The organism is Methanococcus voltae PS (assembly GCF_024807035.1).
In the GTDB taxonomy this organism is placed as follows: Archaea; AGJL01; Methanococci; order Methanococcales; family Methanococcaceae; genus Methanococcus; species Methanococcus voltae.
Genome location: NZ_JANUCQ010000003.1, coordinates 194,745 through 220,502, shown reverse-complemented (window position 1 = coordinate 220,502; position 25,758 = coordinate 194,745). Strand labels below are relative to the sequence as shown.

Below are 25,758 nucleotides of genomic sequence, written 5' to 3'. Positions count from 1 at the left end.
ATTACCGATAAATTCAAATGATTTTTATACTATATTCACTAATTAATTTGTATGTTTTAATTACATTAAGATATTATAAATTAATGTAAAATTATGGGAAATTATGGATTATTCTGAAATTGAACTTTCTTTAAGGAATCGCGAAATATTGGTTGATAAAGGTGCTTATGGCCTAAAGAGAAAATTTGCATTTTTACTTCAAAAAGAAGATATTTTGCTTTTTGACGAAACCAAATACTATGCAAATGACGAAGTAATGGTTTTAGATGACTATTCATATTCTGATAGTAAGCGGCCAAAAGAATATCTTAAGGTTTTTGAAATTAGTAATATATCTAAAAAATAAAAACTAAAAAATAAATTAAATAACGATAAAAAGAAAATATAACGAGATAAAAAGATAAAAAATTTACGATTAAATTTTAAAATCAACTTGTAAACAATATTATGATTATCAAGAGTATTAGGGTGATATTATGGCTTTAGATGCAAAATTAGCTATTTTAAACGGGGTTTTTGGGGTTGTATTTGGATATTTGGCTAATTACGTATATACAATGGGTTTAGGCTTTTTAAGTGGAATAGCCACCATTGTATTTTTACTTATTGGATTCATAGTTTCGGGACACGTTACTTCTAATCTATTTGGAAATAAGAGTATGTCTCAAAAACAATGGTTAGGTGGCGGATTACCAATATATTTCTTCATAGCTATTGTATTTTGGGTTTTAGCATACAATGGAATTTTTTAAGGAATAATAACTATCTAAACATTATTCTTGCATATTTTTTATATATTTTTAATAAATAATTAATCTATTTTATTTTTAATTTTAGTCTAATTTAATTCAATTATATTCAATATTAGTTTTAATGCCAATATCTATTTTAATATTAATTCTTTATTCTATCATCTAAATCGTAAAAACTATATCTTATAAGTTTAAAATATAAAATAGTTTAAAATAAGAAATAAAACATTATCAATTGAAAATTATACTCGAATGTATGAATTAGGGGTGTTACAATGTATACGATAAAAACGCAAAATTCTAAAGATTTATATGACGAAGCAAAAAATTACTTAGTAGGGGGCGTAAATAGCCCGGTTAGAGCCTTTAAACCTTATCCTTTTTTTGTAAAAAGTGCTAAAGAATGTTATTTGATAGACGAAGACGATAACAAGTACATAGATTATTGTTTGGCATATGGTCCTATGGTTTTAGGCCACGCAAATCAGGATATATTATCTAAAGTAAAAGAACAGATGGATTTAGGCACTGCATATGGAGTTCCTGCAAAAAAGGAGATTGAACTTGCAAAAGAGATAATCGATAGAATACCTTGCGCAGAAATGGTAAGATTTGTTAATTCAGGAACTGAAGCAACAATGAGTGCAATTAGATTGGCCAGGGGAGTAACTGGTAAAAATAAAATAATTAAATTTGACGGTGCTTATCATGGTGCACACGACTATGTACTTGTAAAAAGTGGTAGCGGTGCTTTAACACATGGTTCTCCAAATTCTCCTGGAATTCCTGCAGATACTACAAAAAATACGATATTATTACCTTTTAACAATCGTGAATTAATGGAAAAAACTATAGCTGAACAAAAAGAAGAAATAGCTTGTATCATTGTCGAACCAGTAATGGGTAATGTAGGATGTATTTTACCAAATGACGATTATTTAAAATTTTTAAGAGAAATAACTGAAGAAAATAACATTGTATTAATATTTGACGAAGTAATCACTGGTTTCAGATTATCAAAAGGTGGAGCTCAGGAATATTTTGGCGTAACACCGGATTTAGTTACTTTGGGTAAAATACTAGGTGGTGGTTTTCCTATCGGTGCAATTGCTGGTAAAAAAGAATTAATGGAAAACTTTTCACCAAATGGTACTATATATCAAGCAGGTACTTTTAATGGTAATCCAGTATCTATAACCGCAGGAATTGAAACCTTAAAGTGCTTAAATGATGACTTTTACAAACAAACTACCAAAAAGGCAACAATATTATCAAATCACTTAAGGGAATTATCTGACAAATATGGTATTGAAACAAAAGTATACAATGTAGCTTCTATATTCCAAGTTTACTTTAATAAAAACGAAGTATTAAATTATGATATCGCAAAAGAGAGTAACACTGAATTATTTAATAAATATTTCTTTGGTTTACTAAATAATGGTGTATTCATAGCCCCTTCACAATTCGAGTGTTGTTTTACATCCATAGCACATAACGAAGAAGATATTCAAACAACAATGAATGTAATGGAAAATGCGTTTAAGTCTTTAAAATAATATTTTAAAATACATTTTTTATTTTTATTTTTTATATTTTTTATCCTTTCTTTTATAATATTTTTATATTCTTATTACTTCAACATTTAAAAGAAGAAATTAAGTAATAACTTTAATTTATATATAATTAAATAATTTGGGATTTTTCCAATATATCGATTGCTTTTTTCTTGTCAAATCCATTCCTTAAAATTGTATATCTTTTTCTCAATTTATGGGCATTACATAGAGCTTCAATAGCTACATCTTCATCATATCCTAACTCAAAGATGTTAACAGGTGATTTAACTATTTTTAAGGACTTTAAGATTTCATGGTATTCTTTGTTATCTAATCGACCTTCTTCAACATATGCTTTAGAAAATATGAGCGTACCAATCCCACATTGTTCGCCATGAAGTGATTTATTATCTATATTGCCTTCTTTCTTAAGTTTATCCAATGAATGCGAAAATAGATGTTCACTACCTGATGCAGGACGTGAAGAATGAGCAATAGCGATTGCCATTCCACTTGCAATAAGTGCTTTAACTATTTTTTTAGGGTATTCTTTTAAATTATCCTTATTTTTAGAATTATTTATGTATTCGATAAGTTCTTCGGCAATAGTTTTTGAAAATATGGCTGAACTTTCGCTATATTTTTCATTATTTTCGATATGTGCTAACTTCCAGTCCAAAACTGCAGTTATATTTGAAACTATATCTCCAGCACCTGAAGCTAATAATTTTTTAGGTGACTTTTTTATTATATCGATATCCCCTACAACAGCAATTGGTGGTTCTGCCATAAATGATGGTACACTTAACGAAACAATCGGTGAAGCAATACCGTCATTCGAAGCTGTGGTGGGTACACTGATAAAAGGTTTTTTAGTAATGCTAGAGGCATATTTTGCTACATCAATCGATTTACCTCCGCCGATACCTAGAATACAGTCATAATCTCCAAAAGATTCTTTGATATACTTTCTATTTTCATCGTTTAACTTACCAAATCTCTCGTATTCTACTTCCTGATAATAAATATAGTCGTATCCCAATTTGTTATATTTTTGAGTGCTTTTACCTGTAATTACTAAAGGATTTTTTAAATTTAGTTTCTCTAGTAATTCGGGTATTTTGTTAATTGCCCCATTTTCAACAAGGGTATATCTTGGGATTGTAATCATCATATCACACTTAATTTATCGACTTATAGCTTATTTTTAGAATTATTAACTTTTTTCCATAATTTTTAATTATCTATTAATTTTATGCTTTTGATGGTTTATTTATTTTATTATCCAGCAATTGTTAAATTTAGTTATTAATCTTTTAATCAAGTATCATTTTTTATTTTAAGTAATTTGTAACATCTTTAATTTTTAAAACTTTAAATGCCCTTTTTCGTCTCATACAACTTTCACAAGTTCCACAATGGGTTAATTCCGGGTTTTCATGGTAGCAAGAATAACTATATTTTAAAACTTCTAAACCCAATTTTTGTTCTAATTCAAATCCTTTTTTTACAATTTCATCTTTATTCATCTTATACAATGGAGCTTCTAATTTTACTTTATTTAGCGTCCCATATTCCGTACATTTATTAAATCTATCCATAAATTCCATCGTATTATCTGGAAAAGTACTTGCTTCTTCTTCATTAATTCCGCAATATATATGACCAGCGTCAATAGCTTCTGCAAGCCCTGAAGATATTGAAAACATTATTAAATTTCTTGCAGGAACCCATACTTTTTTCATTGTTTGTTCCGCTACGTCCTTATTATCTAAATTTTCTTCAGAAATAGTTGGAATATCCCCTGTTTTTAACCCACATTCGCTTATTTCACACATTTCGCTTAAAAAATTTAAATCAATAATTTTATGCTCAGCATTCAATATTTTAGATATTTTTTTAGATGCCCTTATCTCATTCTTTAGTGCTTGTTGTCCATAATTAAAAGTTATGCAGGTTAAATCGTATCCATTCTCTTTTGCAATTAAAGACGCCACTGTGGAGTCTAGCCCGCCACTTAATACACAAATTGCTTTCATTTTATCACAATTTTACTTTATTTTTTAATTTAATATATTATTATTTTAAATACTATATATAATATGTTAAAATATTTTTTAAAAAGTGTTGATATTGAAAATAAAGTATTGTAAAAATTACAAAATATAAAATAAAAGAAATGTAAAATAAATAATAAGAAGTAATATACGTAAATATTTAAAAATGCCAAGATTATAAAATATTATAGCCTTGGTAAATTGCTTTTTCTGTCCAATAATTCTTTCTGTTTTGCGCTATTCCAATTTGAAACATTTTGCAAGTACCCTGTTATTCTACTAAATTTTTCTACGCTATCACTACCGCAATTATTACAATTATCCTTTAAACCAGTCATTGCTTTGTTGCAAGCTTCGCAAATACTTAAATTTTTAGTATATGTCCAGAATCCAATATTTGAATCACATATCTTTTTAGTTATGCTCATCAAAACGTCAGGGTCTGCGTAAGCTTCTGCATTCCAGAAGTGTCCTATATGACCGCCATTACATAATGGGTGGAATTTCTCTTCAATACTTACTTTTTCACCAAGTGTAACATCCGAATTTACTTTCACGTGTGACGAATTGGTGTAATATATACTACCGAGGTCATCTAAATTGCCATTTACAACAGATTCAGTTTGTTCTTTGTAGTATTTATGGTCGAGTCTCGCAAACCTTCCGGCTGTACTTTCTGCAGGAGTTTGTGTAACAGTCCATCTTAGACCAGTTTCTTTTTTAAGGTCATCCGCATAGTTTTTAATATGGCCAATTACCTTTTCACCAAATGAAACAGCGTCTTTTGAGGTATGTAACTCTTCGCCCATGTGATATTTTAATAATTCGTTTAAACCAACAAATCCAAAAGTTTTGGTCGTATTATCATATCTGTAGTACTGTGTATCGTCAAATTCTTGAGTTAAGAATGGTAATACAGGTCTTGATTCTTCATCGCCGTATAATCTCTTTTGGGATATTTTATGTTTTATTTGCAAGGCGTCCTGTACTAAATGTAATCTTTCATTTAATAATTCGAATAACCTTGTATCGTCCCCCTTAGCTTCATAAGCTATTCTTGGTAAGTTTAGGGTGTACCATTGCATGTTCCCGGTTCTAAGGGTACTTTCTTCAACATTATTGCCCCAATCTCCACTTAAACGAGTTCTACAGCCCATCGCATTGGTATTTCCAACTTGATAGTCAGCAGTCATGTTTATGAAGTAAGGAAGTCCCCATTTAGCACTTAATTTGTGTATTTTGTACAATAATTCGTAATTTTCATTTTTAAAAGCATTTTCTCTTAATTTGAATATGATATTTGGGAATAAGAATGGTTTACCATATGCATCGCCACCCATTAGAACTTCGGTCAATGCTTCAGCTATTATTTTTATTTCTGCATCATATTCTTCATAAGTTCCTACAATTTGTCCATTTTTAATAGCAGGTTTATCTTTTAAAAAGTCAGGAGCTTCTAATTCTAAATTAACTGTACTGAATACAACTTGTCCGCCTCTAGCAGCATATATTTGATTCATTTCATAAATAAACATTTGCATAAGTTGTTTTACTTCAGAGTATGATAAACCTCTCATATAAGGTGCTAACCATACATTAAATTCATCTATACTCTGACCGCCGGACATTTCACACTGTGCAGCACTTAAAACTTTTGCAGCATGTTGTATTGCTACTTCGGGGTTTTTTGCAGGTTTGGATACACTTGTATGCCTCCCTGTACCATCAACTTTTAAACCGTGCATTAAAAATGGTCTTAAATCGTGTTGACAACAAACGGTTCTAACAGCAGCATATTCCAAATCGTGAAGGTGGATGTCTCCTTTCATGTGTAAATCTGCAATATGTTTTGGGAATATCTTCATTAAAGCGTATTCCTTCATAGTTTCATCAGCAACCCATTTATGTATACTTTCCGGGTTGTGCATTAAATTAGCGTTATCTTTTGAACCATGATTAATTAATCTGTCTATATCGTATACTGGAATACCCAATCTGGTGTGCTTATGTCTTATGTCTTCAAAACCATGTTCTATAAGCTTATAATTTACAACTTCCCTTATCATAGGTGCGGTAAGATATTTTACATCCATTTTTTTGAGTTCTTTTTCTACTTCATTTGCAATTTTTAAAGCAATGGTTTCATCTGCATTAGCTTCATTTATAAGTGCTTCTGCTATTTTATGTTTGTCAAATCCTTCAAATTCTTTCCCTGACGTTCTAATTTTTAGGCAATTGTCATAAAGGTATTTTTCAGAGTATTTTGAGCTCCCATTTTCTGCTTCATATTCTTTCAATACGCTGAAGATACTTTTTTTCAGTTCATCAGTGGTCATTCCTTCATCTATATTTTCGTATAAGTTTGAAAGTATAGGTTCTACGTCTGAATAATCAACCCCTGAATTTAAAAGTGATTTTACCAATTTATTAATGTCAAATTGCTCACTATCCCCACTTTTTTTAATGATTTTTATATCAGGAACGATTTTTTTACTTGTTATCATCCAATCACCCTTTAAATAAAAAGATTTCAAAAAATAAAATTAATAGAATGAAATTGAAAATTATTTTAATAATATCTAATTATAGTGGAATTATAATATAATTAAATTAACTTCTCTTTGAATATATTTTTAATTAATTATTAGTTTAATAAATAGTATTTGTTGCGTCTAATATGTATTTTTATCATTTTCTATTTTTTATCATTGTGTTTCATATTATAATAGTTAATGATATTATTATGTAATATTATAAATATTATATTTCGTAATTTGTACTATTTTAAAAATATTTAATAATATTCAATTTTTTTTTTAATAATCATCAACTACTATATGATATACACTATTAAAAGTTAGTTAATAAACATGCATCTAAAATTATTACACAAATACTTTTAAAATTAGCATAGTTTAAATTCATTATAAAATTATTATAATATATTATTTACTTGTATAATATTATTTAAAAGTAAGTGGTATTTTAAAAACTAAATATTGCTTGAATTATATATGCATTATTACCTAAGATGTATTATATATCATACTATTAATATTAGTTAGTCTAATTTATAACTCGATTAGTATTAATATTATTAAAAATCAAATTTCAATATTTTAAACTCATCAAGTGTATCAATATATTCAATTTTATGGTGTAATCATGGCTAAAAAAACAATAATTGAAGGAAATACTAATTTAAACATTTCAGAAGAGAGAACTTTATCAAAAAAAGACCCTGTATTCTATAATCCCATAATGGAAGTAAATCGAGATATATCTATTTCTACAATACAGGCTTTTTTAAACAATTTTAAACGAGATGAATTTAAAATCTGTGACGCTTTAGGTGGAAGTGGTGCAAGAGGCCTGAGATATGCAAAAGAACTGGATTTTAAGGGTATTTTGGATATTTCTATCGGTGACATTAACCCAAATGCAATACGTGCAATTCACGAAAATATAAAATTAAATGAATTTGATGATAATGTTAAATTATCTGTACATCACAAAGATGCAAATATATTATTGTCTGAAAATTACCGTGAGTTTAACGTCACTGATTTGGATCCTTTCGGTTCCCCAGCACCCTATATGGATAGTGGAATTAGGGCAACTTTAACAAAAGGTGGTATCTTATGTATGACGGCCACTGATACAGCTGTGCTTTGTGGGGCTTATCATAAATCTTGTATTAGACGTTATAATTCAGTCCCAATCCGTGGCGATAAAGAGTATGCTGTAAGGATATTAATTGCAAGTGCAATATTAAATTCTGCAAAATATGATATTGGTTTAAGACCTTTATTTTCACATTGTACGGACCACTATGTTAGAACGTTTATGATAACAGAGAGAGGCGCTGGAAAAGCAGAAAAGGCAATGGAAAATCTTGGTTATGTAAAGAGACAGTATGAAGACATCACTACTAAAAACTACTTCGATGGATTTGAGCGAGGATTTGGCGGTCCTTTCTATATGGGTAAATTGAATGACGAAGATTTGGTTAACGATGCACATAAAATCGCTGAAGAAAGAAATTATTCGAATAGGGCTGTAGAAATTTTAAATACATTAAAAGAAGAGTCCAAATTTGACATGGTTGGAAGTTATAATATCCACGAAATATGTAGCTTTATTAAAAAGTTGGTGCCTCCAATGGACGTTATTATCCAGGATTTGACCGATAAAGGCTTTAAAGTTTCAAGAGTACATTATACACCTTATGCTTTAAAATCTGATGCAAAATTAGCAGATATAATCGTTTCAATTTCCGAAAATAGTTCAATATAATCTATTAAATTGTAATTTTCTTTTATTTTTTGAAAATACGTTTAAAAATTAAAAAAAGAAAGAAATATGATTTGATATTTGAATATTTTTTATTATTTTAATTATCTTATTTTATATTTATTGATTATTAAATTCTTCAACTAATTTTTTATTTTCTTCTTCGTCTTCCTTACTAATTGAAGCTTTAACTTTTTGCATAGCCTTTAAGAATGATTCTTTAGGTATTGTTTGAGCATCTAAGTTTTCTCTTAATGTTATCATTGCTGCTTCCCTACATACTCCGGCAATATCTGCACCTGAGTATCCTGCTGTTTTTTCTGCTAATTCTATCAATAATTTGTCTAGTTCTTCCTTGCTATTGTCGAGAATTGGCATATTTGCAGTATGTACTTTAAATATTTTTAATCTAGTATCTAAATCTGGAGCAGGTACTAAAACCATTCTATCAATCCTACCAGGTCTTAATAATGCAGGGTCGATAAGTTTTGGTCTGTTGGTTGCAGCAATAATAACTAAATCTTTAGGTTCTTCTAAACCATCTAATTCAGTTAAAAGCTGATTTACAACTTTTTCTGCAGCATCATTTCCAAAGCTCATTCCTCGAATTGGTGCTATGGAGTCAATCTCGTCAAAGAATATCACGGTAGGTGAAGCTTGTCTTGCTTTTTTAAAGATTTCCCTAATGGCTTTTTCACTGTCTCCTACCCATTTACTAAATATTTCAGGTCCTTTTACGCTGATAAAGTTAGCTTCACTTTCATTTGCAACAGCCTTAGCAAGGAGTGTTTTACCAGTTCCTGGCGGTCCAAAGAGTAATATTCCCTTAGGTGGTCTAATTCCCATCTTTGTAAATCTATCAGGATATTTTAAAGGCCATTCGACCGCTTCAATTAAATCCTGTTTTACATCTTCTAAGCCACCGATATCTGACCATTTAATGTTTGGTACATCTACCAATACTTCCCTAAGTGTAGATGGTTCTACTTCTTTTAACGCATCGTAGAAATCTCCTTTGGTAACTTTAAGGGTTTCCAATACTTCTTTAGGTATTTCTTCATCTAAGTCAATCATTTTATTGTCTAGTAATTTTCTCAATGACTTCATAGCGGCTTCTTTACATAAGACTGATAAATCAGCACCTGCAAAACCGTGAGTTTTGTCTGCTAGTTCTCTTACAAAGGATTTGATAATTGCACTATCTATTTTATCGATAATTCCTAATTCCTTAGCTTTTTCTACAACAATTTTTGAATCATGACTTGATTTTAACATTTCTTTTAACTGTTTTGCTTTATCTCTTGCATCGACATCTTTCCTATTAGCATTAGCTAAATAGTTTATTCCATCTTTTAAGCTTAATTCGTCATAATCCGCTTCAAGAGGCATGCTTCTTGTATGAATATCCAAGATTTCTCGTCTTGCGTTTCTATCCGGAATACCAATTGTAAGCTCTCTATCTAGCCTTCCAGGTCTTCGCAATGCAATATCAATAGAATCTGGTCTATTTGTAGCAGCTAATATGACCACTTGCCCTCTATTTTCAAGACCATCTAATAAAGTCAATAGCTGAGCAACCATTCTTCTTTCAACTTCCCCTGTCACTTCATCTCTTTTTGGAGCTACAGCGTCTATTTCATCAATAAATATTACTGAAGGGGCATTTTCTTCAGCTTCTTCAAAGATTTTTCTTAAATTTTCTTCCGTTTCCCCAACATATTTACTCATGATTTCCGGACCATTTATTGTGTAATAATTAGCACCGGATTCATTTGCAACAGCCTTAGCAAGGAGTGTTTTACCAGTTCCTGGTGGTCCTGCAAGTAAAACACCTTTTGGCGGTTCAATACCTAATCTATCAAACAATTCTGGATGTCTCATAGGTAATTCAACCATTTCTCTAATTTTTTTAACTTCTTCTCTTAAACCACCGATATCTTCATAAGATACGCTTGGAACTTTTGTTTCTTTAATTTCTCCCGCAGGTTCTGTTTTTAATTCAACAGTTGTAGCTGGGCCAATAATTACTGGAGATTTAGGTGATGTATTAACCACTACAAATTGGAAAGCAGTTCCTAAAACTGCTACTAATACATTTGAGCCTTTTCCAACAACTTGTTTGTCTAATCTACTTTTTACATAGTCTTCAAACCCTGCATTAAACCTAACGGGTCTTGATGGTGCTAGAACTATTTTTTTAGCTTCTTTAGCCTGTACTTTTTCAACGGTTACTTTATCCCCGATACCTGCTCTGGTAACTTGTCTAAGTAAACCATCCATTCTTATTGTTTTAGTATTTTGGTCATCAAGATATCCTCTGAGAACCGTAGCGTATGTTTTATCTTTTCCTTCAATCTGAATAACATCGCCAGGCTCTAATGAAAGCTTTTGCATGGTTACCGGGTCTATTCTTACGGTACTTTTTCCTACATCGCTTTGATATGCTTCCTCTACGATAAGTTCTACCATAGATGTCACCTCATACTTTTTAAGTAAGTTTTAATAATTTTATAAATGTTACAAATATAATAGTCCTTTGAAGTTCTATATATATTTTTTGGTTATTCATTTACTTATATATTATATCTTATATTTTAATATTCTAATATTCTAATTAATATTTTAATCATTTACTATAAGATATTTCACAAATATATAATTATCGTTTAATATTAATTAATAATTGTAATATAGTATTAAATGCAAATATACAAAGTTTAAGCCTATTTTAAGATAAATAAAGATTGTAAAATAATTTAATAAAAGTCTATGTTACTAAATTAATATTTATTAAAAAAAATATTTATATTTATGTTTTGAAATAGGGGGTTAACAACAATTATTTGATTTAAAAAATAGAAATAAATTTTTAATATATATTATTGGATAATTAACGTTTTGCAGGACCTACATCTTCAAATCCTTCTCTTAATCCCATACCGGCCTGTTTTTCCAAGTGTTTCTGGTCAAATAACATGTAATATATATTTTCAGCATGTTCTTCAGCTCTTCTTTTTGCGAGCCAGTCTAATTCCTTTCCACTTTCGGCTTCATCTTCATGGACAAAAACTTCAATAATGTGTTTGTTTGTCATCAATTGAGCCATCATAAGCCCCTGTGATGCCTCATGAGCACAAACTTTGTCTTTATCCTTACCACCAGGCATACCTAAAGCTAATACTATCTCGCAACCCTGCTCTTCAATTAACTTTTTACAAGATACTGGCAAGTCTTTCATACCAGGAACTGTGTATCGGATTATTTTTATTTTACTAGTCATCTCATTTAGCTTTTTTATTGCAGCAGAAGCCATATCAACCCTTGCAAATGTAGTGTCTGTAATTCCAACTTTTATACTCATTTATAACACCATTTATAAATTATAATTCTAAATTATTGACTGTTAACCATATTGTTTTAGAATATATTATTAAATAAATTAAAAAGTTTTAATTTATTCTTTTTTAGAAAATACATTTAAATAATAGTTTATAATATCTTCGCCCGCTACATTAACGATGTTATTTTCTTCAGCGTATTTTGCAGTTAATTCTTTGCTAAGTGCTCTACCATCGTCACCCATCATCTCACAAATAGCTGTCATAGGGTAGGTTCCAGCAATTTTTGAAAGTGCAAGTGATATTTCAGTGTGTCCTTGTCTTCTTTCAACTAAGCCTTCAGTAGCTCTTAGTAAATGAACATGCCCTGGACTTCTAAATTCGGAGCCAAATTCTTCAAATCTGTTTTCTTTACACATTTCAACTAATTTTTCAATAGTATATGACCTATCATTGTCAGGTATTCCAGTAAATGTTTTTCTATGGTTCACAGTTATTGAAAATGATGATTTTTCATCGTATGGTATATCGTCAGGATATAATTTATCCAATACGGGGTATTTTTCAGAAGCTAATCCCAAAATGTCCACCATAAAAGGAATTCCCAATTTATCACAATCTTCTGGCATTATACAATTACATATCAATCCGCCAGCATTTTTCCTAAAAGTTCTGATGGTTTCAGGGGTTATAAATTCTGATGCAATAACCATATCGGTTTCAGCTTCTCTTTCATCATCATCGTAAATTAATACGATTTCTCCTCTTTTAAGTGCTTCAATAGCTTTTTTAACATTTCCATATTCTTCCATAATAACACCATATTTTATAAAATTATTAATTTTCATTATTTGTGATGTGATAATATTTTTGTTTTATTATATTTAACTTGTTATTTTATTCGTATCAATAGATTAGACTTATATGATAAGTACAATCTGCTGTTCGACCATCGTCAACAAAGTTGGCGAGCTATAAACCGTTGGTTTATTTAATGACAGTTGGTTATTTACCCCTATTTGGATATTAGACTTCTAACTCAACAATTACAATATCATTATTTTTTAAATTTAAGTATCTTCTAAGATTTAATGGGGATATTATTTCTAAAATGGATTTTGAATGAACTGTTTTCTTAGGGGCAACAATAGAACCTTTAATAGAAACACCGAAGCGGTTTTTTATTGTAATAGGTACAAATTTTACTCCATAATATTTTTCGTTTTTATATTCAAAATCGTCTATAATTTTATAATTTTCAACGTTGATCCAAAAATCACGACCTGTCTTTATATTTAAAGTTCCGAGGTACGGGGTGTATCCTAAATTTTTTTCAAAAGCGAGTTTGTATGGCTCTAAACCTACAAAATATTTTCCCTTCCCTTTTCCACTAATAACTTTCCCATAAAATTTCATTTTTTCGCCATTCAATAATATTATTTCTAAAATTCCATACCGTGCATGGAATATTATATATACTTTTATTATATTTTATTATACATAATAATACATTAATAATATACATATCGATTTAAAATTTACTGAATTATGGCAATTATTGAATAAAAAATATTAATTAAACTAACTAAATTAATTATCAACATAGTAACGGTGTATTTATGATTGGAATTATTGGCGGCACTGGCATAGCGGGTCTTTTAAAGAATGGGGAAGAAAAGATAGTTAAAAATAAATATGGGGAAGCTAAGGTATTAATTGATGAAAACAACGGCGTGGTATTACTTAGTAGACATGGTTTAAATCATAGCACACCACCTCATAAAATTAACTACCTTGCAAACATGTATGCCTTAAAACAACTAGATGTCAAAAGGATATTATCATTAAATGCAGTAGGTTCCTTAAAAGTTGAAATAGAACCTTCATCATTCTTGGTTGCAAATGACTTCATTGAATTTACAAAGGTGAGGAAAAGTACCTTTTATGAGGGCGAAGATGGAAAAGTGGCTCACGTAAATATGTTAGACCCTTTTTGCAGTGATTTAAGGGGAATTTTAAAAGGAATACTGGATAAAAGACAATATGGTTATAACGAAGGTACCTACGTATGTACAGAAGGTCCAAGATTTGAAACAATCGCTGAAATAAACATGTATAAACATTGGGGTCACGTTGTTGGAATGACTGCTTATCCCGAAGTTTCTTTAGCAAAAGAACTTGAAATGTGCTATTGTTCACTTTGCAACATTTCAAACTATTGCTCAGGTATTAAAGATAGCGATTTAACCGTTGACGAAGTACTGGATACGGTAAAATCAATGGAAGCCAAAATAGTAAATGTTGTAGATGACTTTATAAATTATAAGTTTGGAGAACGGACTTGCCCTTGTAAAGATGTAATGAAAAATGCATTTATTTAAGTTTTTAACTCGAAATCTTTTAAGTTTCAAGTTATTAATTTTAACAAATAAATGGATTTCAGATGATTTAAAAATATAAATACGTAATATATATAAAAAATAATAAACTGATAAAATAATAAAATAATAATTATAAATTATCTAAAAAACTAAAACTAAATAAGTTCTAAATCATGGTTTAAATATATTTTAAAAAATAATAGGCTTTATTAACACGATATGTGATTGTACTGGGGTATTATGAAAATTATTCGAAAAGGGGTAGAAATAACACTAAATGAAGCTAAAAAGCATCTTAAAAATGGTGAGATTGCACTATGTCCTACTGATACGATATATGGTATTTGTGGGTATGCTCTCGACAAAAATGTAATTGATAGGATTTATAAAATAAAACAAAGAGATGAATCAAAACCCCTTTCCATAAGTTTACAAAAAAAATCAGATATTGCGAAATACGCATATATCTCAGATATTTCCAAAACACTAATAGAAAAATTTTTACCTGGACCCATTACTTTAATACTACCTAAAAAGGAGTCAATACCTGATTATATATGTAAAGATTATGTAGGTATTCGCGTACCCGATTCAAGAATAATTTTGGAATTATCCGAGATACCAATAACCTCTACAAGTGCTAATATAAGCGGTAGGCCTTCTTCTTATTCTATATCTGATATCGGCAAGGAAATAATGGATAAAGTTGATATTATTATCGATGATGGCGATTGTGAATACAAAAAGCCCTCTACGATTATAAAAATAACAAATAATAGTTTAGAATTAGTAAGAGAAGGTTCTATCTCCTTTAAAACAATTTTAAAAGAATTAGATTTAAAAAATATAATTATAAAAAAATAATTTAAAATAATATAAAATATATCGTAACATGCTAATTTATAAGAAATCATGCTCCATTACTTCGTCAAATATGTATTCAAAGTCTTCTTTGACATACATTTCAAATTCTCGAGCCGTAACAAGTGTTTTATCATAGTTGGAATAATCATCTAATACAATACGTGGACAGGCACAAATGACATACGCATCAACTTTATATATTAAATTTGACGGAGAAATGTTGTTTAAAACGATTGGAGTATACTCAATTTTATTTTCTTCACACAATTCTATCATTTTTTCGAATACTTTGGCTCTACATTGCCCTTTTTTTGTAGATAATACAATACCTACTTTTTTTGGAGGATTTAACATTAATTTTGTTATTTTTCCAATTCTTATTTTAATCATTTTTTTGATTTCAGATTCCGTTATTTCTGAAACTTCCTGAGAAAGTGGATTATATATTTTAACAGTTTTTTTAAACTTATATGCCATCATTAATGGGTGAAATCTACCTGTGCCCACATATAATATTGATTCGTCGTTTTTCCAGTTAGTTATTACCGCCCTACATCCTAAAATTATATTGGGGTTATATTCTTCAAGGCACTTTTTAAATTGAACCGTACTAACTATGGTGGGGTTATTTAGTTCTTTTTGGAGTTTTTCCATATTTTTTTTAAAATCTTCATCTACGTTATAGTAAGCATGAACATATATCACAGGAATCTCTGATTTAACATAGGAAAGCTCTTCATGCCCATAATGAACTATTAAATCAGGATTTAATAACGAGACTTCTCTATCGCACAAGTCACACGCCCCAAAACAAGATTCTCCCCAAATTATCATTTTTGGGATTTCTTCAGGTTTTGTGTTATATTCTATAAACTTTTGACGTAATTTGGATATTTCCAAATCTACAGACCTTTTTAAACCTTCTGGTGCTTGTAAAATAACTTTTTTAGCTTTTGAATTACAAATATAATTATATACGCGTTCTGTTTCTAAATTCCACATTTTTTCACCATTTAATAATAGTTTTAACATATGATTATTTTATAATATTTGAAATATATTTTATTCTTTTTATAATATTAATTTGAATTTAACTTAGGTTCAAATTAATACTTATCATGGGATTTATAAACTAGTTGGCACAATACTTCTTAAACTATAATATTGTTTTAAATATATTAAGTATTTAATAATTGGTAATGGAATAATAATGATTAAAAAATATCCCTAATTATATGATAATATATGTTAAAAACCAGTTAATATATTAATATATTCCGATATATCTTATAATACTATCATAGATATAGTTTATAATCGTATTATCATAATTTTTATTATAATTTAATTATATATTTTATCATATTGGTGAAATTATGACACAAATGACTGAAGCTATTAAAGGTAATGTTACGGAAGAGATGAAATACGTAGCAGAACAAGAAAATATGGACTTAAATCAACTTAGGAAGCTTATTGCCAAAGGATATGTGGTTATTCCTAAAAATATAAATAGAAATACTAAGCCTGTAGGAATTGGTGAAGGTTTATCTACAAAGGTAAATGTAAATTTGGGTACTTCTCCAGATTGTATAGACATTGATTCAGAATTGAGAAAAGTTGCTATTTCAAATAAATATGGTGCAGATGCAATAATGGATTTAAGTACTGGTGGCAATTTACCCGAAATAAGAAAGGAAATAATGTCTAAAACTAATTTACCAATTGGTACGGTTCCTATTTATGAAGTTGGAGTCGATGCTAAAAATAAATACGGAAAAGTTGTAGATATGGACGAAGATTTAATCTTTAACGTTATAGAACGACAAGCTAAAGAAGGCGTTGATTTTATGACGTTACATTGTGGTATAACAAAACAAAGCGTTCAGGCGCTTAACAACGATGAAAGAGTTATGGGTGTGGTAAGCAGAGGGGGAGCTTTCTTAACAGCTTATATTATGCACCACGGTAAGGAAAATCCACTATATCAACAATTTGATTACCTCTTAGAGATTTTAAAAGAACATGATGTAACCTTAAGTTTGGGCGATGGTATGAGACCAGGATGTTTGGTGGATAACACCGATAGACCTCAAATTCAAGAGTTAATCACTTTAGGTGAATTGGTAGATAGATGTAGAAATGCAGGCGTTCAAGTGATGGTAGAAGGTCCAGGACACGTGCCATACAATAACATAGCCGCAAATATGAAAATACAAAAGACATTATGTAAAAATGCGCCATTCTATGTGTTAGGTCCTTTAGTAACTGATTTAGCAATGGGTTACGACCATATAACTTCTGCAATTGGTGGCACTCTTGCAGCATACAGTGGTGCTAACTTCTTATGTTATGTTACACCTGCAGAACATGTTAGATTGATGAAAGATGAAGACGTTATTGAAGGTTTAATGGCTTCTAAGATAGCTGCTCAAGCAGCAGATGTGGCAAAAGGTAGTTCAAGTGCATGGGAAAAAGAAGTAGAAATGGCAAAAGCAAGAAAAGAACATGACTGGGAAAAACAGTTTGAATTATCTTTAGATTCTGAAAAACCAAGAAAAATGAGGGAAGAAATACCTTCAAAAGAAGAAAAAGCTTGTAGCGTTTGTGGAGACTATTGTGCTTTATTAATGGTTGAAGAATTGGGTAAAAGATAAATTAAAATTTTAAAATTATTATTTTTCTATTTTTATTTTTAATTTATTTTAAGTTCATATTTTATTTTTTATTTTTTATTTTTTAATTTTAATCGTTAATAATATTATTGTGTTTCAATACCGCAAACTTTACAGAAATTCTTTAAAATTATATCTCCATATTCAGTATGGGATACTTCAGGGTGGAATTGTACGCCGTAAATTGGTTTTGAAATGTGTTTAACAGCTTCAACTTCACAAATATCTGAGTAAGCCAATGTTTCAAAGCATTCTGGAACTTCTTTTACCTCATCCATGTGTGAGGCCCATGCGGTGAATTCGGAAGGAACTCCTTCGAATAAATCGTCGTGATTTTTAACTTTTATTGTTACGCTAGAATATTCTTCGCTTTCTGCTCTTGATACCTTACTTCCGTAAGCTTCGCAGGCCAATTGATGACCTAGACAAATTCCTAATATTGGTAATTTTGAGTTTAAAGCTATATCTTTACAGTTTGTAGCTTTTTCTATATCTGGACCACCACTTAAAATAATTCCTTTAACACTTTCATCAGATTCTATTTCTGAAAGGGTAGTGCTATTTGTTATGATTTTTGATTTTACGCCAATGTATTTTAAACTTCTTTGAATTCTGTGAACGTATTGTCCGCCATTATTTAAAATAACTATCATATTTACACCTTTAATTAATGTATCTATACTGTAATTATAATATATCTGTATAATATATTTTACAATGTTTTTAAGCTTAGATTTATAATTTTAAAATAGATTATTAGTTTTGAAAGTTTTAATTACAATTTTGATTATTTTACTATACTGTTTTAAGTATAAAATATTTTTCATGATAAAAAAATTGAAAATAATAATATGATAAATTTATTTTGTAGTTACTTCTATTTTATCTTCTGTGATATAGATGGTATGTTCACATTGTGATACCATACCGTGTTCTTTTTCAACTAATGTAGGGTATGCGTATAAACAGCCTGCATTAACCAAAGTTTTTAATCCCATTTTATATTTGGGATTTAATTTAGCAATATCTCTTTCGGAAAATGGTAAATGGCAAAATTTACGTTCGATAACTTTTAAGATATTTCTAGCAGAAGGTAACCTTAAAGGTCTTGAAACTATGTATTTGTAGATATATTTATCTGTTCCGTCAGTAATAGCACCATATCCGTCAGTAGCGAATGGTTCAATAGCTACTAAGTCTCCAATATCTATGGTATCTTTAGTTTTATCATAAACATTAGGTATGCTAACACCAGAGTGTAAAACATTTTGGTGCATAACGTGTCCAGAAAGGTTTGAAACAGGTTTTAAATCATAACTTTCTATAACTTCGCTAATTATTTTACCCATATCTCCAACGTTCATTGGTGGTTCAATAGAATGTATAACGGTTTTTAACGCGTCTTCAGAAGCTTTTTTTAAATCGGAATAACTATTTGATAAGTCGACAGTAACCGCGGTATCTGCGATAAAACCATCAATATGGGCACCTAAATCTAATTTTATAACGTCATTTTCTTCAAAGACTGATTCATCACCGGTAAATGGGGTGTAGTGCGCTGCAATATCATTTCTGGATAAATTACATGGGAAAGCAACCTCTGCACCTAATTCTCTTATTCTATTTTCGACAAACTCTGCTATATCATATAATTTTACACCAGGTTTTATCATTTTTTGAGCTTCGCCCCTCACTTTAGATGCAATTTCCCCAGCTTCCATAATTTTTTGATATTCTAACTCTTCGTTATTCTCCATTTTATCCCCAATTTGTAAATTTTATTTTATGTTTAGTTTTATATTTATTATTAAATAGTTATTTGCATTTATTTTTTATTTTTTTATTTTATTTTTTTATTTTATCAGGTTATTGTCCAGATTTTTTAACAACAACTGATAATATATCTCCATCGCCTAATACGTGGTCTAATCCTACTCTTTGACCAGGATGCTTTGCTGAAGGTCCCCAAACTTGCGCGTATCTGAAATTTTTAACAAAATCCCTATGTAATTTATTACAAACATCCCTTACTGTCGAATTCTTTAGAATAATTAATGGGTCTCGCATATCTGCCTTTTTACCTTGTGGTTTTAAGTATAGCTTAATAAATCCAAGTGTTTCAAATATTTTATCCTTTAATTCTTCTAAATTTATTTCTTTGTGTCCTGAAACAAATACGTGAGGTCTGTCATGGACTGCTCCTTCCATAATATCTAAGCTTTCCTGGTCTGCAAGGTCAATTTTGTTTATAATAACTAATGTAGGGATGTATGACCTATTTCCCATAACTGAATCGATTAATTGGTCTGCATCAACATCATCTCTAATTACGATATCGGCATTGTGTATTTTATATTCTCCAAGTATCGCAACAACTGTATCTTCGTCTATTTTAGACAATGGGAGGGTAGTATTTACAGCAACACCGCCTCTGTCTCTTTTTGCAATTTTAACTTCAGGAGGTATTTGGTCTAGCCTAATACCTACGTTTGACAACTCTCTTTCAATAACCGGGATGTGTTCGGGGGAAAATACATCCACAATAACCATTATCAAATCTACGTTCCTAACTGCTGCTAAAACTTCGCTACCCCTACCCCTACCAAATGAAGCGCCTGATATAATACCTGGAGCATCTAATACCTGTATTTTAGCACCTTTATGCTCCATAAGCCCCGGAATTATCGTAAGGGTGGTAAATGCGTAAGCGCCCACTTCGGAATTGGCATTGGTCAACTTGTTTAGTAATGTGGATTTACCAACTGATGGGAAACCTACAAAAGCTACTGTGGCATCTCCTGTTTTTCTTATGGCATATGCAGGTCCTGAAGAACCACCGGAACCTGAGGGATTTTGTGATTCTTCTCTTAATTTTGCCAATTTTGATTTTAATTTTCCAATATGCTTTTGAGTAGCTTTGTTATATTGCGTATTTTTAATTTCTTCTTCTAATTTTCTAATATCTTCCTGAACTCCCATTATTTCACCAGGGTATGAGCCTATATTTAAAAATTACTGTATTTGAGTTAATATATTAGTTTTTTTAAAATAGTATACTATTCGGATTATATTATGTTTATATCCTATACATCGAAATATGATAACTACTTTTATTCAAACGCAATAATTTTTTAAATTCAACTATTTCATTATTTAATTTTTTAAAGCATATTACGGCTGTTTTTAATATTAAAATTTTTTTTTAAGTTTAAAATCTACAAAAGGGATTGCTATATCTCTTAACTGGGATTTATCCTTATATAATGTATTATATATTAATTTATCTTAGTTTAAAATATATTTTTTATTATTATTCTTTTAATTCTGTTTAAATTATATATAAAAGTATCTTATAAATTTAAAAAAGTAGTGTGCTATTTAAAAAAGTAGCACATTTATATTTTGATTTTTTGAACATATATCCAAAACCATTTCTTAATTTTCAAAATCGCCAATAATGTGTACCATTTCTTTGACTTTGGGGTTTACAATATAATAATGGTTCCAAGTACCTTCTTTTCTTGCTTTAATCAATCCTGATTTTTTTAATATATTTAAGTGGTGGGAGATTGTAGGCTGGGGTTTACCTAATTCATCAATAATTTTACAAACACACATACTTTCATTTTCGTTTAATAATCTTAAAATCATTAATCTTGTAGGGTCTGCAAATGCCTTAAATGTTTCTGCCATATGTTCATAACCTTGTTCACTCATCATAGTTATCACCGTTATATACTTACTTAGTAGACTGTTTCTGTATTTTTTATTATTATTCTTTTAATTCTTTTTTAGGTATTTTGTTTTATTTTCAAATATTATTTTAAATATTTTTAAAAATTTGAAATATGATATCTTTTCATCACTCTATCATCATAGCATGTTTTCATATATAAATATTCGTATATCCAAATATATCATTTGGTATTTAAAACATGTATTGATGTTTAATAATAGTATAAAAAATAGTTATCAATTCTTTTTAGAATTTAATTCCTCATTTTTGATAGTTTTCACTACAATTTTATTTGATAAATCATTATTTGATGTTTCATCAAATGATATGGTAATTTTTTCAGGATTTTCGACTGATTTCAAGCTGACTACCATGCCTTTAATCGTATTTTTTATTATATCTGATACAAAAGGATTTGCAGGTATTATTTTATCATTGGCGGTTATTTTAATAGAATATGACATTACGCATCTATCCCATTTTAGATTATCCTCGCCTTTTATCATTTTTTCCACAAATTGTTTACAATCGTATCCACAATGTCCACAATTAAAGTTATATGTTGGTACTACTGCTTTATCGGCAATCATTTCTATAACTTCCTTTATATCATATTTAAAGTCTTCAATTGTCATTATAACTTGATTATCTAGTAAATCTAAACCCCTTTTACCTTCAACCATCAATATTTTTGGAATATTAAATTCTATAAGTTCTTCTTTAAAACCTTCAATAATTACAAGGTCGTAATCTAATTTTGATAAAATTTCATATAGTGACATCTTATCGTAATAAAAACCAGTTTTAGCACCTGTGGATAATACTGACAAGTTAGAGTTTTCTTTCATCCTATATGAGTCTGTATTTGGTGTATCTATTTCAACGCTGTGATGTGTTTTCTTTATGGTGGCGACACTAATTCCACTTACATGCTTCAATATATCGCATATAATACTTGTTTTACCGGTGTCTTTTTTACCTATTACTCCAATTACCCTCATACTTACACTCCTTTCCTTAATTATAATATCATGTCATATCTGTGTTTTAGGATACTAATACTGAAAATTACAATTTGTAATTAGTTTAATTTCTATTTTATTTTTTAAAATAATATTCTAATTTGAAATAAGTTTATTAATTACTAAATGTATATTGGTATATTTATATTTTACTTATTGAAATTGAAAATCACCTATTTGTCATATTTAATCATGTCAAATACTTTTTTGACTTATTTACTGTTATAAATTCTTTTTTTAGGCAAATAATGACTATTATGACCATATATCTATTTTAAATTATTTTTTTATTAAGATATTATATTTAGGCTATGACACGAATATTATATTACTAGTTTATTTATTATTAATAAGTATATTAGGATATATTAATATATAAATTTATTCATTTACTATAATTATATAAATTATTAGAATTAATTAAGGATTATTACTTTAAAATTGGTACTCTTAAATGTACCATAGCTTCAAAATCATTTTTATATTTGACATTTGGTGATATTTTGGAAAATAATATTGATAATAAAAATAACTATTCTAATTTAAAAAAGGATAAAAAGTCTCAAAAAATACAAAATTTGGAAAAAAGAATTCCTCAAATTCCTGAACAATTATATAATATTCTTAGAAAGCAACACTATCAGATTGAAGACCATAGTGCGGTTAAATTGTGTGGATGGGTACGAAAAAGCTTTTTAGAAGATAAAGTATGCTATAAATCCAAATTTTATGGAATAAATACTCATAGGTGTATTCAAGGTACGCCTTCGGTTATATGGTGCCAACAACAATGTGAATTTTGCTGGAGAGTATTGCCATCTGATTTAGGAATTAATGAGCCAAATTTTAAAGCCCCAAAATGGAAAGAACCTGAAGAAGTTGCCGAAGATATTTTAAAAATGCACAAAACAATTATAACGGGTTATAAGGGAATTATCGATAGAATAGGCACTGAAAAGTATAAAGAAGCAACTGAACCAAAACACGTTGCACTTTCTTTGGCTGGAGAACCTACTATGTACCCATATATCGATGAATTAATAAATATATTCCATAAAAAGAAGATATCTACATTTGTAGTTTCAAATGGTATTTTAACAGACGTAATTGAAAAAATAAACCCTACACAGCTATACGTATCACTAGATGCTTATGATTTGCCAAGTTATAAAAAAATATGTAGAGGAACTGAGCAGGATTGGCAGAGTATATTAAATACTTTGGACGTATTGGGGGAAAAAGGTAGAACTTGTCTTAGAACTACCGTTATTAAAAATATAAATGATGATTTGTCCAAATTTACAGAATTATATGATAGAGCCAATGTAAACTTTATCGAAGTTAAATCATATATGAACGTAGGTTATTCAAGGAATAGACTTAATTTGGATGATATGATTAAACACGATGATTTAATTAGTATGTGTAATAATATTGAAGATAAATCCATTTTTAAAGTTATAGATGACGCTCCAGAGAGTAGGGTAGTTTTATTATCTAATACTAAAGATGATAGGGTAGTAAATCCAAAAATAGACTTTGAAAATTTATAATACTATAACTATATATCTATTTATCTATTTTTTATAATATTATCTTGTTTTAATTTATTTTAATTGTAAAATAGTTTAAAATTTAAAAAAGATTAAAAATTTTTTAATATTTTATTTTTTAAATAGGATTTAAGCACCATATTTTTTAGCTAATCCCATTAAATCCATTAATATTGGCATAATATGTAATCCTTTAATCCAGCATAATCCGCCCTTATGAGCAGTATATTCATCAAATTTATCTACTTCATCCACTCTAACACTTTTACCCCAAATTATAAGTGGTAATGGGTCGGCAGAGTGGTCCTTTTCTTCAATAGGTGTAGAATGGTCGCCACTTATAGCGAAATATACTTCATTCTTATCAACTTGTTTAAATACTTGCTCCAACATTACGTCTATTTTTTCAATTACATCTTTTTTAACGTCATAATGACCGTCATGACCTGCTTCATCAGCTCCTTTAACGTTTACAAGTACAAAGTCATAATCATTAATTGCTTTAATCAAAGCTTCTGCTTTATTATCAAAGTTTGAAAAAGCGTCACCAGTAGCGCCCTCCACTTCGATAACTTCTAAACCTACCATTTTAGCTATTCCTTTTATTAATCCAGTACCTGCAATACAAGCACCTCTCAACCCGTATTTTTCTTCAAATGGCACAATATGAGGAACTTCCCCAACACCTCTTGGCAATATAATATTTGCAGGGAATAATCCTTTTTCTTTCCTTTCAACATTCACAGGATGTTTATCTAATCTTTCATAAACCATTTTAATTAATTTATTCATTATTTCTGCGGTTTTTTTAGCTTCAGGACTTCCATCTAATGGTTTTATTTCTTTTACCTTTAAACCTATTTTTTTAGGGTCTGCGTCACTTATTTTGTCGCTTAATCCCTCTCCTCTTAACATTAACGCAGCCCTATATCCTCCAGACTCTTTAAATATTACTTTTACGCCATCAATCTCGATTCCATCTATTAATTTTTCTAATTCTGATGTATCTTCTATTCTACCAGCTCTTCTATCTTGAACAGTGAAATTTTCATCAACTGTGGAAAAATTACATCTAAATGCAACATCGCCAGGTTTTACATCTAAACCTACGCCTGAAGCTTCAAAAGGTCCTCTTCCAGTATAATTGATTTTAGGGTCATAACCTAATAATGCTAAGTGTGCGGTATCACTACCTGGTCTAACGCCTATATCTACAGCGTTCATTAACCCGTTAATACCTTCTTTTGCTAATCTATCTAATGTAGGGGTTTTAGCTTCCTTTAAAGGGGTATTGCCTTCAGAATTTGGTCTATCGCCTAATCCGTCTATTACAAATATAACTGCTTTCATAATTCACCAAATTTGCATTTCTTAAATTTTAATAATCATATTACTAATTACATTTTACTAATTACATTTTTGAAATTCAAAGTATATTTTAATTTCTATAATTTTAAATATTTCATTGTATTGTATATAGTGATTTAAAATGCTAATTATGCTATGTAACCCGTTTTATTAATATTTA

The 25,758-nt window shown here is 29.3% G+C and carries 22 protein-coding genes; 8 read left to right on the top strand and 14 right to left on the bottom strand.

The window, feature by feature from the left end:
• Positions 1-103: 103 nt before the first annotated feature.
• The 3 genes from M2325_RS06680 (at position 104) to hemL (ending at position 2,311) form a co-directional block, all read left to right on the top strand.
• Positions 104-346 (top strand): hypothetical protein, encoded by a 243-nt coding sequence (locus M2325_RS06680; RefSeq protein WP_209631823.1) that lies wholly within the window; start codon positions 104-106, stop codon positions 344-346.
• Between the two features lie 130 nt (positions 347-476).
• A complete protein-coding gene (locus tag M2325_RS06675; protein WP_209591345.1) occupies positions 477-752 on the top strand; it encodes an EMC6-like membrane protein in 276 nt (91 codons plus the stop codon).
• A 275-nt stretch (positions 753-1,027) separates the two neighbouring features.
• Positions 1,028-2,311: a glutamate-1-semialdehyde 2,1-aminomutase gene (gene hemL, locus M2325_RS06670; RefSeq protein ID WP_209591344.1), complete on the top strand. Its 1,284-nt coding sequence runs from the start codon at positions 1,028-1,030 to the stop codon at positions 2,309-2,311.
• Positions 2,312-2,438: 127 nt separating this feature from the next.
• Here the strand turns inward: hemL and M2325_RS06665 are convergent, their stop codons facing one another.
• The 3 genes from M2325_RS06665 to nrdD all read right to left on the bottom strand — a co-directional run bounded on the left by M2325_RS06665 (position 2,439) and on the right by nrdD (position 6,872).
• A complete protein-coding gene (locus M2325_RS06665; protein WP_209591343.1) occupies positions 2,439-3,482 on the bottom strand; it encodes a sn-glycerol-1-phosphate dehydrogenase in 1,044 nt (347 codons plus the stop codon).
• 163 nt (positions 3,483-3,645) lie between these two features.
• A complete protein-coding gene (gene queC, locus M2325_RS06660; protein WP_209591342.1) occupies positions 3,646-4,350 on the bottom strand; it encodes a 7-cyano-7-deazaguanine synthase QueC in 705 nt (234 codons plus the stop codon).
• A gap of 203 nt (positions 4,351-4,553) precedes the next feature.
• Positions 4,554-6,872 carry an anaerobic ribonucleoside-triphosphate reductase gene (gene nrdD / locus M2325_RS06655; RefSeq protein WP_209591341.1) on the bottom strand — a complete coding sequence of 773 codons (2,319 nt, stop codon included), beginning with the start codon at positions 6,870-6,872 and terminating at the stop codon, positions 4,554-4,556.
• A 661-nt stretch (positions 6,873-7,533) separates the two neighbouring features.
• Between nrdD and M2325_RS06650 the strand changes: the two genes are divergently transcribed.
• Entirely contained in the window at positions 7,534-8,664 is a 1,131-nt protein-coding gene (locus M2325_RS06650) for a tRNA (guanine(10)-N(2))-dimethyltransferase (protein ID WP_209591340.1), read from the top strand.
• A 117-nt stretch (positions 8,665-8,781) separates the two neighbouring features.
• Here M2325_RS06650 and M2325_RS06645 read toward each other — a convergent pair whose 3' ends face one another.
• The 4 genes from M2325_RS06645 to ribK all read right to left on the bottom strand — a co-directional run bounded on the left by M2325_RS06645 (position 8,782) and on the right by ribK (position 13,415).
• Positions 8,782-11,130 carry a CDC48 family AAA ATPase gene (locus tag M2325_RS06645; RefSeq protein ID WP_209591339.1) on the bottom strand — a complete coding sequence of 783 codons (2,349 nt, stop codon included), beginning with the start codon at positions 11,128-11,130 and terminating at the stop codon, positions 8,782-8,784.
• Between the two features lie 421 nt (positions 11,131-11,551).
• The gene (ribC, locus tag M2325_RS06640; RefSeq protein ID WP_209591338.1) at positions 11,552-12,022 is read right to left on the bottom strand and encodes a riboflavin synthase; all 471 of its coding nucleotides are present in this window, start codon (positions 12,020-12,022) and stop codon (positions 11,552-11,554) included.
• 93 nt (positions 12,023-12,115) lie between these two features.
• Positions 12,116-12,811, bottom strand: coding sequence for a 3,4-dihydroxy-2-butanone-4-phosphate synthase (gene ribB, locus M2325_RS06635; RefSeq protein ID WP_209591337.1), 696 nt, complete (start codon positions 12,809-12,811; stop codon positions 12,116-12,118).
• Positions 12,812-13,025: 214 nt separating this feature from the next.
• Complete coding sequence (gene ribK, locus M2325_RS06630) at positions 13,026-13,415, bottom strand: CTP-dependent riboflavin kinase (protein WP_209591336.1); 390 nt, start codon at positions 13,413-13,415, stop codon at positions 13,026-13,028.
• Between the two features lie 203 nt (positions 13,416-13,618).
• Between ribK and M2325_RS06625 the strand changes: the two genes are divergently transcribed.
• Both M2325_RS06625 and M2325_RS06620 read left to right on the top strand, forming a co-directional pair.
• On the top strand, positions 13,619-14,380 hold the full coding sequence (locus M2325_RS06625) for an MTAP family purine nucleoside phosphorylase (protein WP_209591335.1): 762 nt from the start codon (positions 13,619-13,621) through the stop codon (positions 14,378-14,380).
• A gap of 240 nt (positions 14,381-14,620) precedes the next feature.
• Positions 14,621-15,244 carry an L-threonylcarbamoyladenylate synthase gene (locus tag M2325_RS06620; protein ID WP_259052271.1) on the top strand — a complete coding sequence of 208 codons (624 nt, stop codon included), beginning with the start codon at positions 14,621-14,623 and terminating at the stop codon, positions 15,242-15,244.
• A gap of 36 nt (positions 15,245-15,280) precedes the next feature.
• Here M2325_RS06620 and dph2 read toward each other — a convergent pair whose 3' ends face one another.
• A complete protein-coding gene (dph2, locus tag M2325_RS06615; RefSeq protein ID WP_259052265.1) occupies positions 15,281-16,246 on the bottom strand; it encodes a diphthamide biosynthesis enzyme Dph2 in 966 nt (321 codons plus the stop codon).
• Between the two features lie 374 nt (positions 16,247-16,620).
• Here dph2 and thiC point away from each other — a divergent pair, with 374 nt between their 5' ends.
• Positions 16,621-17,901 (top strand): phosphomethylpyrimidine synthase, encoded by a 1,281-nt coding sequence (gene thiC, locus M2325_RS06610; protein WP_259052253.1) that lies wholly within the window; start codon positions 16,621-16,623, stop codon positions 17,899-17,901.
• 104 nt (positions 17,902-18,005) lie between these two features.
• Here thiC and M2325_RS06605 read toward each other — a convergent pair whose 3' ends face one another.
• The 5 genes from M2325_RS06605 to M2325_RS06585 form a co-directional block, all read right to left on the bottom strand.
• Entirely contained in the window at positions 18,006-18,572 is a 567-nt protein-coding gene (locus M2325_RS06605; protein WP_209591331.1) for a GMP synthase subunit A, read from the bottom strand.
• Between the two features lie 207 nt (positions 18,573-18,779).
• Positions 18,780-19,676: a type II methionyl aminopeptidase gene (gene map, locus M2325_RS06600; protein WP_259052250.1), complete on the bottom strand. Its 897-nt coding sequence runs from the start codon at positions 19,674-19,676 to the stop codon at positions 18,780-18,782.
• A 109-nt stretch (positions 19,677-19,785) separates the two neighbouring features.
• Entirely contained in the window at positions 19,786-20,898 is a 1,113-nt protein-coding gene (locus tag M2325_RS06595) for an OBG GTPase family GTP-binding protein (protein ID WP_209591329.1), read from the bottom strand.
• 456 nt (positions 20,899-21,354) lie between these two features.
• Positions 21,355-21,639, bottom strand: a complete 285-nt coding sequence (locus M2325_RS06590) for an ArsR/SmtB family transcription factor (protein ID WP_209732949.1) — start codon at positions 21,637-21,639, stop codon at positions 21,355-21,357.
• A gap of 252 nt (positions 21,640-21,891) precedes the next feature.
• Entirely contained in the window at positions 21,892-22,656 is a 765-nt protein-coding gene (locus tag M2325_RS06585) for a molybdopterin-guanine dinucleotide biosynthesis protein MobB (protein WP_209591328.1), read from the bottom strand.
• 599 nt (positions 22,657-23,255) lie between these two features.
• Between M2325_RS06585 and twy1 the strand changes: the two genes are divergently transcribed.
• On the top strand, positions 23,256-24,230 hold the full coding sequence (gene twy1, locus M2325_RS06580; protein WP_245314195.1) for a 4-demethylwyosine synthase TYW1: 975 nt from the start codon (positions 23,256-23,258) through the stop codon (positions 24,228-24,230).
• A 129-nt stretch (positions 24,231-24,359) separates the two neighbouring features.
• Here twy1 and M2325_RS06575 read toward each other — a convergent pair whose 3' ends face one another.
• On the bottom strand, positions 24,360-25,580 hold the full coding sequence (locus M2325_RS06575) for a 2,3-bisphosphoglycerate-independent phosphoglycerate mutase (protein WP_209591327.1): 1,221 nt from the start codon (positions 25,578-25,580) through the stop codon (positions 24,360-24,362).
• Between the last annotated feature and the right edge of the window lie 178 nt (positions 25,581-25,758).

What these genes read in the sequence shown, in the direction of transcription:
- M2325_RS06680 (WP_209631823.1), top strand. Translation starts at nt 104, where the DNA reads ATGGATTATTCTGAAATTGAACTTTCTTTAAGGAATCGCGAAATATTG.
- M2325_RS06675 (WP_209591345.1), top strand. Translation starts at nt 477, where the DNA reads ATGGCTTTAGATGCAAAATTAGCTATTTTAAACGGGGTTTTTGGGGTT.
- hemL (WP_209591344.1), top strand. Translation starts at nt 1,028, where the DNA reads ATGTATACGATAAAAACGCAAAATTCTAAAGATTTATATGACGAAGCA.
- M2325_RS06665 (WP_209591343.1), bottom strand. Translation starts at nt 3,482, where the DNA reads ATGATTACAATCCCAAGATATACCCTTGTTGAAAATGGGGCAATTAAC.
- queC (WP_209591342.1), bottom strand. Translation starts at nt 4,350, where the DNA reads ATGAAAGCAATTTGTGTATTAAGTGGCGGGCTAGACTCCACAGTGGCG.
- nrdD (WP_209591341.1), bottom strand. Translation starts at nt 6,872, where the DNA reads ATGATAACAAGTAAAAAAATCGTTCCTGATATAAAAATCATTAAAAAA.
- M2325_RS06650 (WP_209591340.1), top strand. Translation starts at nt 7,534, where the DNA reads ATGGCTAAAAAAACAATAATTGAAGGAAATACTAATTTAAACATTTCA.
- M2325_RS06645 (WP_209591339.1), bottom strand. Translation starts at nt 11,130, where the DNA reads ATGGTAGAACTTATCGTAGAGGAAGCATATCAAAGCGATGTAGGAAAA.
- ribC (WP_209591338.1), bottom strand. Translation starts at nt 12,022, where the DNA reads ATGAGTATAAAAGTTGGAATTACAGACACTACATTTGCAAGGGTTGAT.
- ribB (WP_209591337.1), bottom strand. Translation starts at nt 12,811, where the DNA reads ATGGAAGAATATGGAAATGTTAAAAAAGCTATTGAAGCACTTAAAAGA.
- ribK (WP_209591336.1), bottom strand. Translation starts at nt 13,415, where the DNA reads ATGAAATTTTATGGGAAAGTTATTAGTGGAAAAGGGAAGGGAAAATAT.
- M2325_RS06625 (WP_209591335.1), top strand. Translation starts at nt 13,619, where the DNA reads ATGATTGGAATTATTGGCGGCACTGGCATAGCGGGTCTTTTAAAGAAT.
- M2325_RS06620 (WP_259052271.1), top strand. Translation starts at nt 14,621, where the DNA reads ATGAAAATTATTCGAAAAGGGGTAGAAATAACACTAAATGAAGCTAAA.
- dph2 (WP_259052265.1), bottom strand. Translation starts at nt 16,246, where the DNA reads ATGTGGAATTTAGAAACAGAACGCGTATATAATTATATTTGTAATTCA.
- thiC (WP_259052253.1), top strand. Translation starts at nt 16,621, where the DNA reads ATGACACAAATGACTGAAGCTATTAAAGGTAATGTTACGGAAGAGATG.
- M2325_RS06605 (WP_209591331.1), bottom strand. Translation starts at nt 18,572, where the DNA reads ATGATAGTTATTTTAAATAATGGCGGACAATACGTTCACAGAATTCAA.
- map (WP_259052250.1), bottom strand. Translation starts at nt 19,676, where the DNA reads ATGGAGAATAACGAAGAGTTAGAATATCAAAAAATTATGGAAGCTGGG.
- M2325_RS06595 (WP_209591329.1), bottom strand. Translation starts at nt 20,898, where the DNA reads ATGGGAGTTCAGGAAGATATTAGAAAATTAGAAGAAGAAATTAAAAAT.
- M2325_RS06590 (WP_209732949.1), bottom strand. Translation starts at nt 21,639, where the DNA reads ATGATGAGTGAACAAGGTTATGAACATATGGCAGAAACATTTAAGGCA.
- M2325_RS06585 (WP_209591328.1), bottom strand. Translation starts at nt 22,656, where the DNA reads ATGAGGGTAATTGGAGTAATAGGTAAAAAAGACACCGGTAAAACAAGT.
- M2325_RS06575 (WP_209591327.1), bottom strand. Translation starts at nt 25,580, where the DNA reads ATGAAAGCAGTTATATTTGTAATAGACGGATTAGGCGATAGACCAAAT.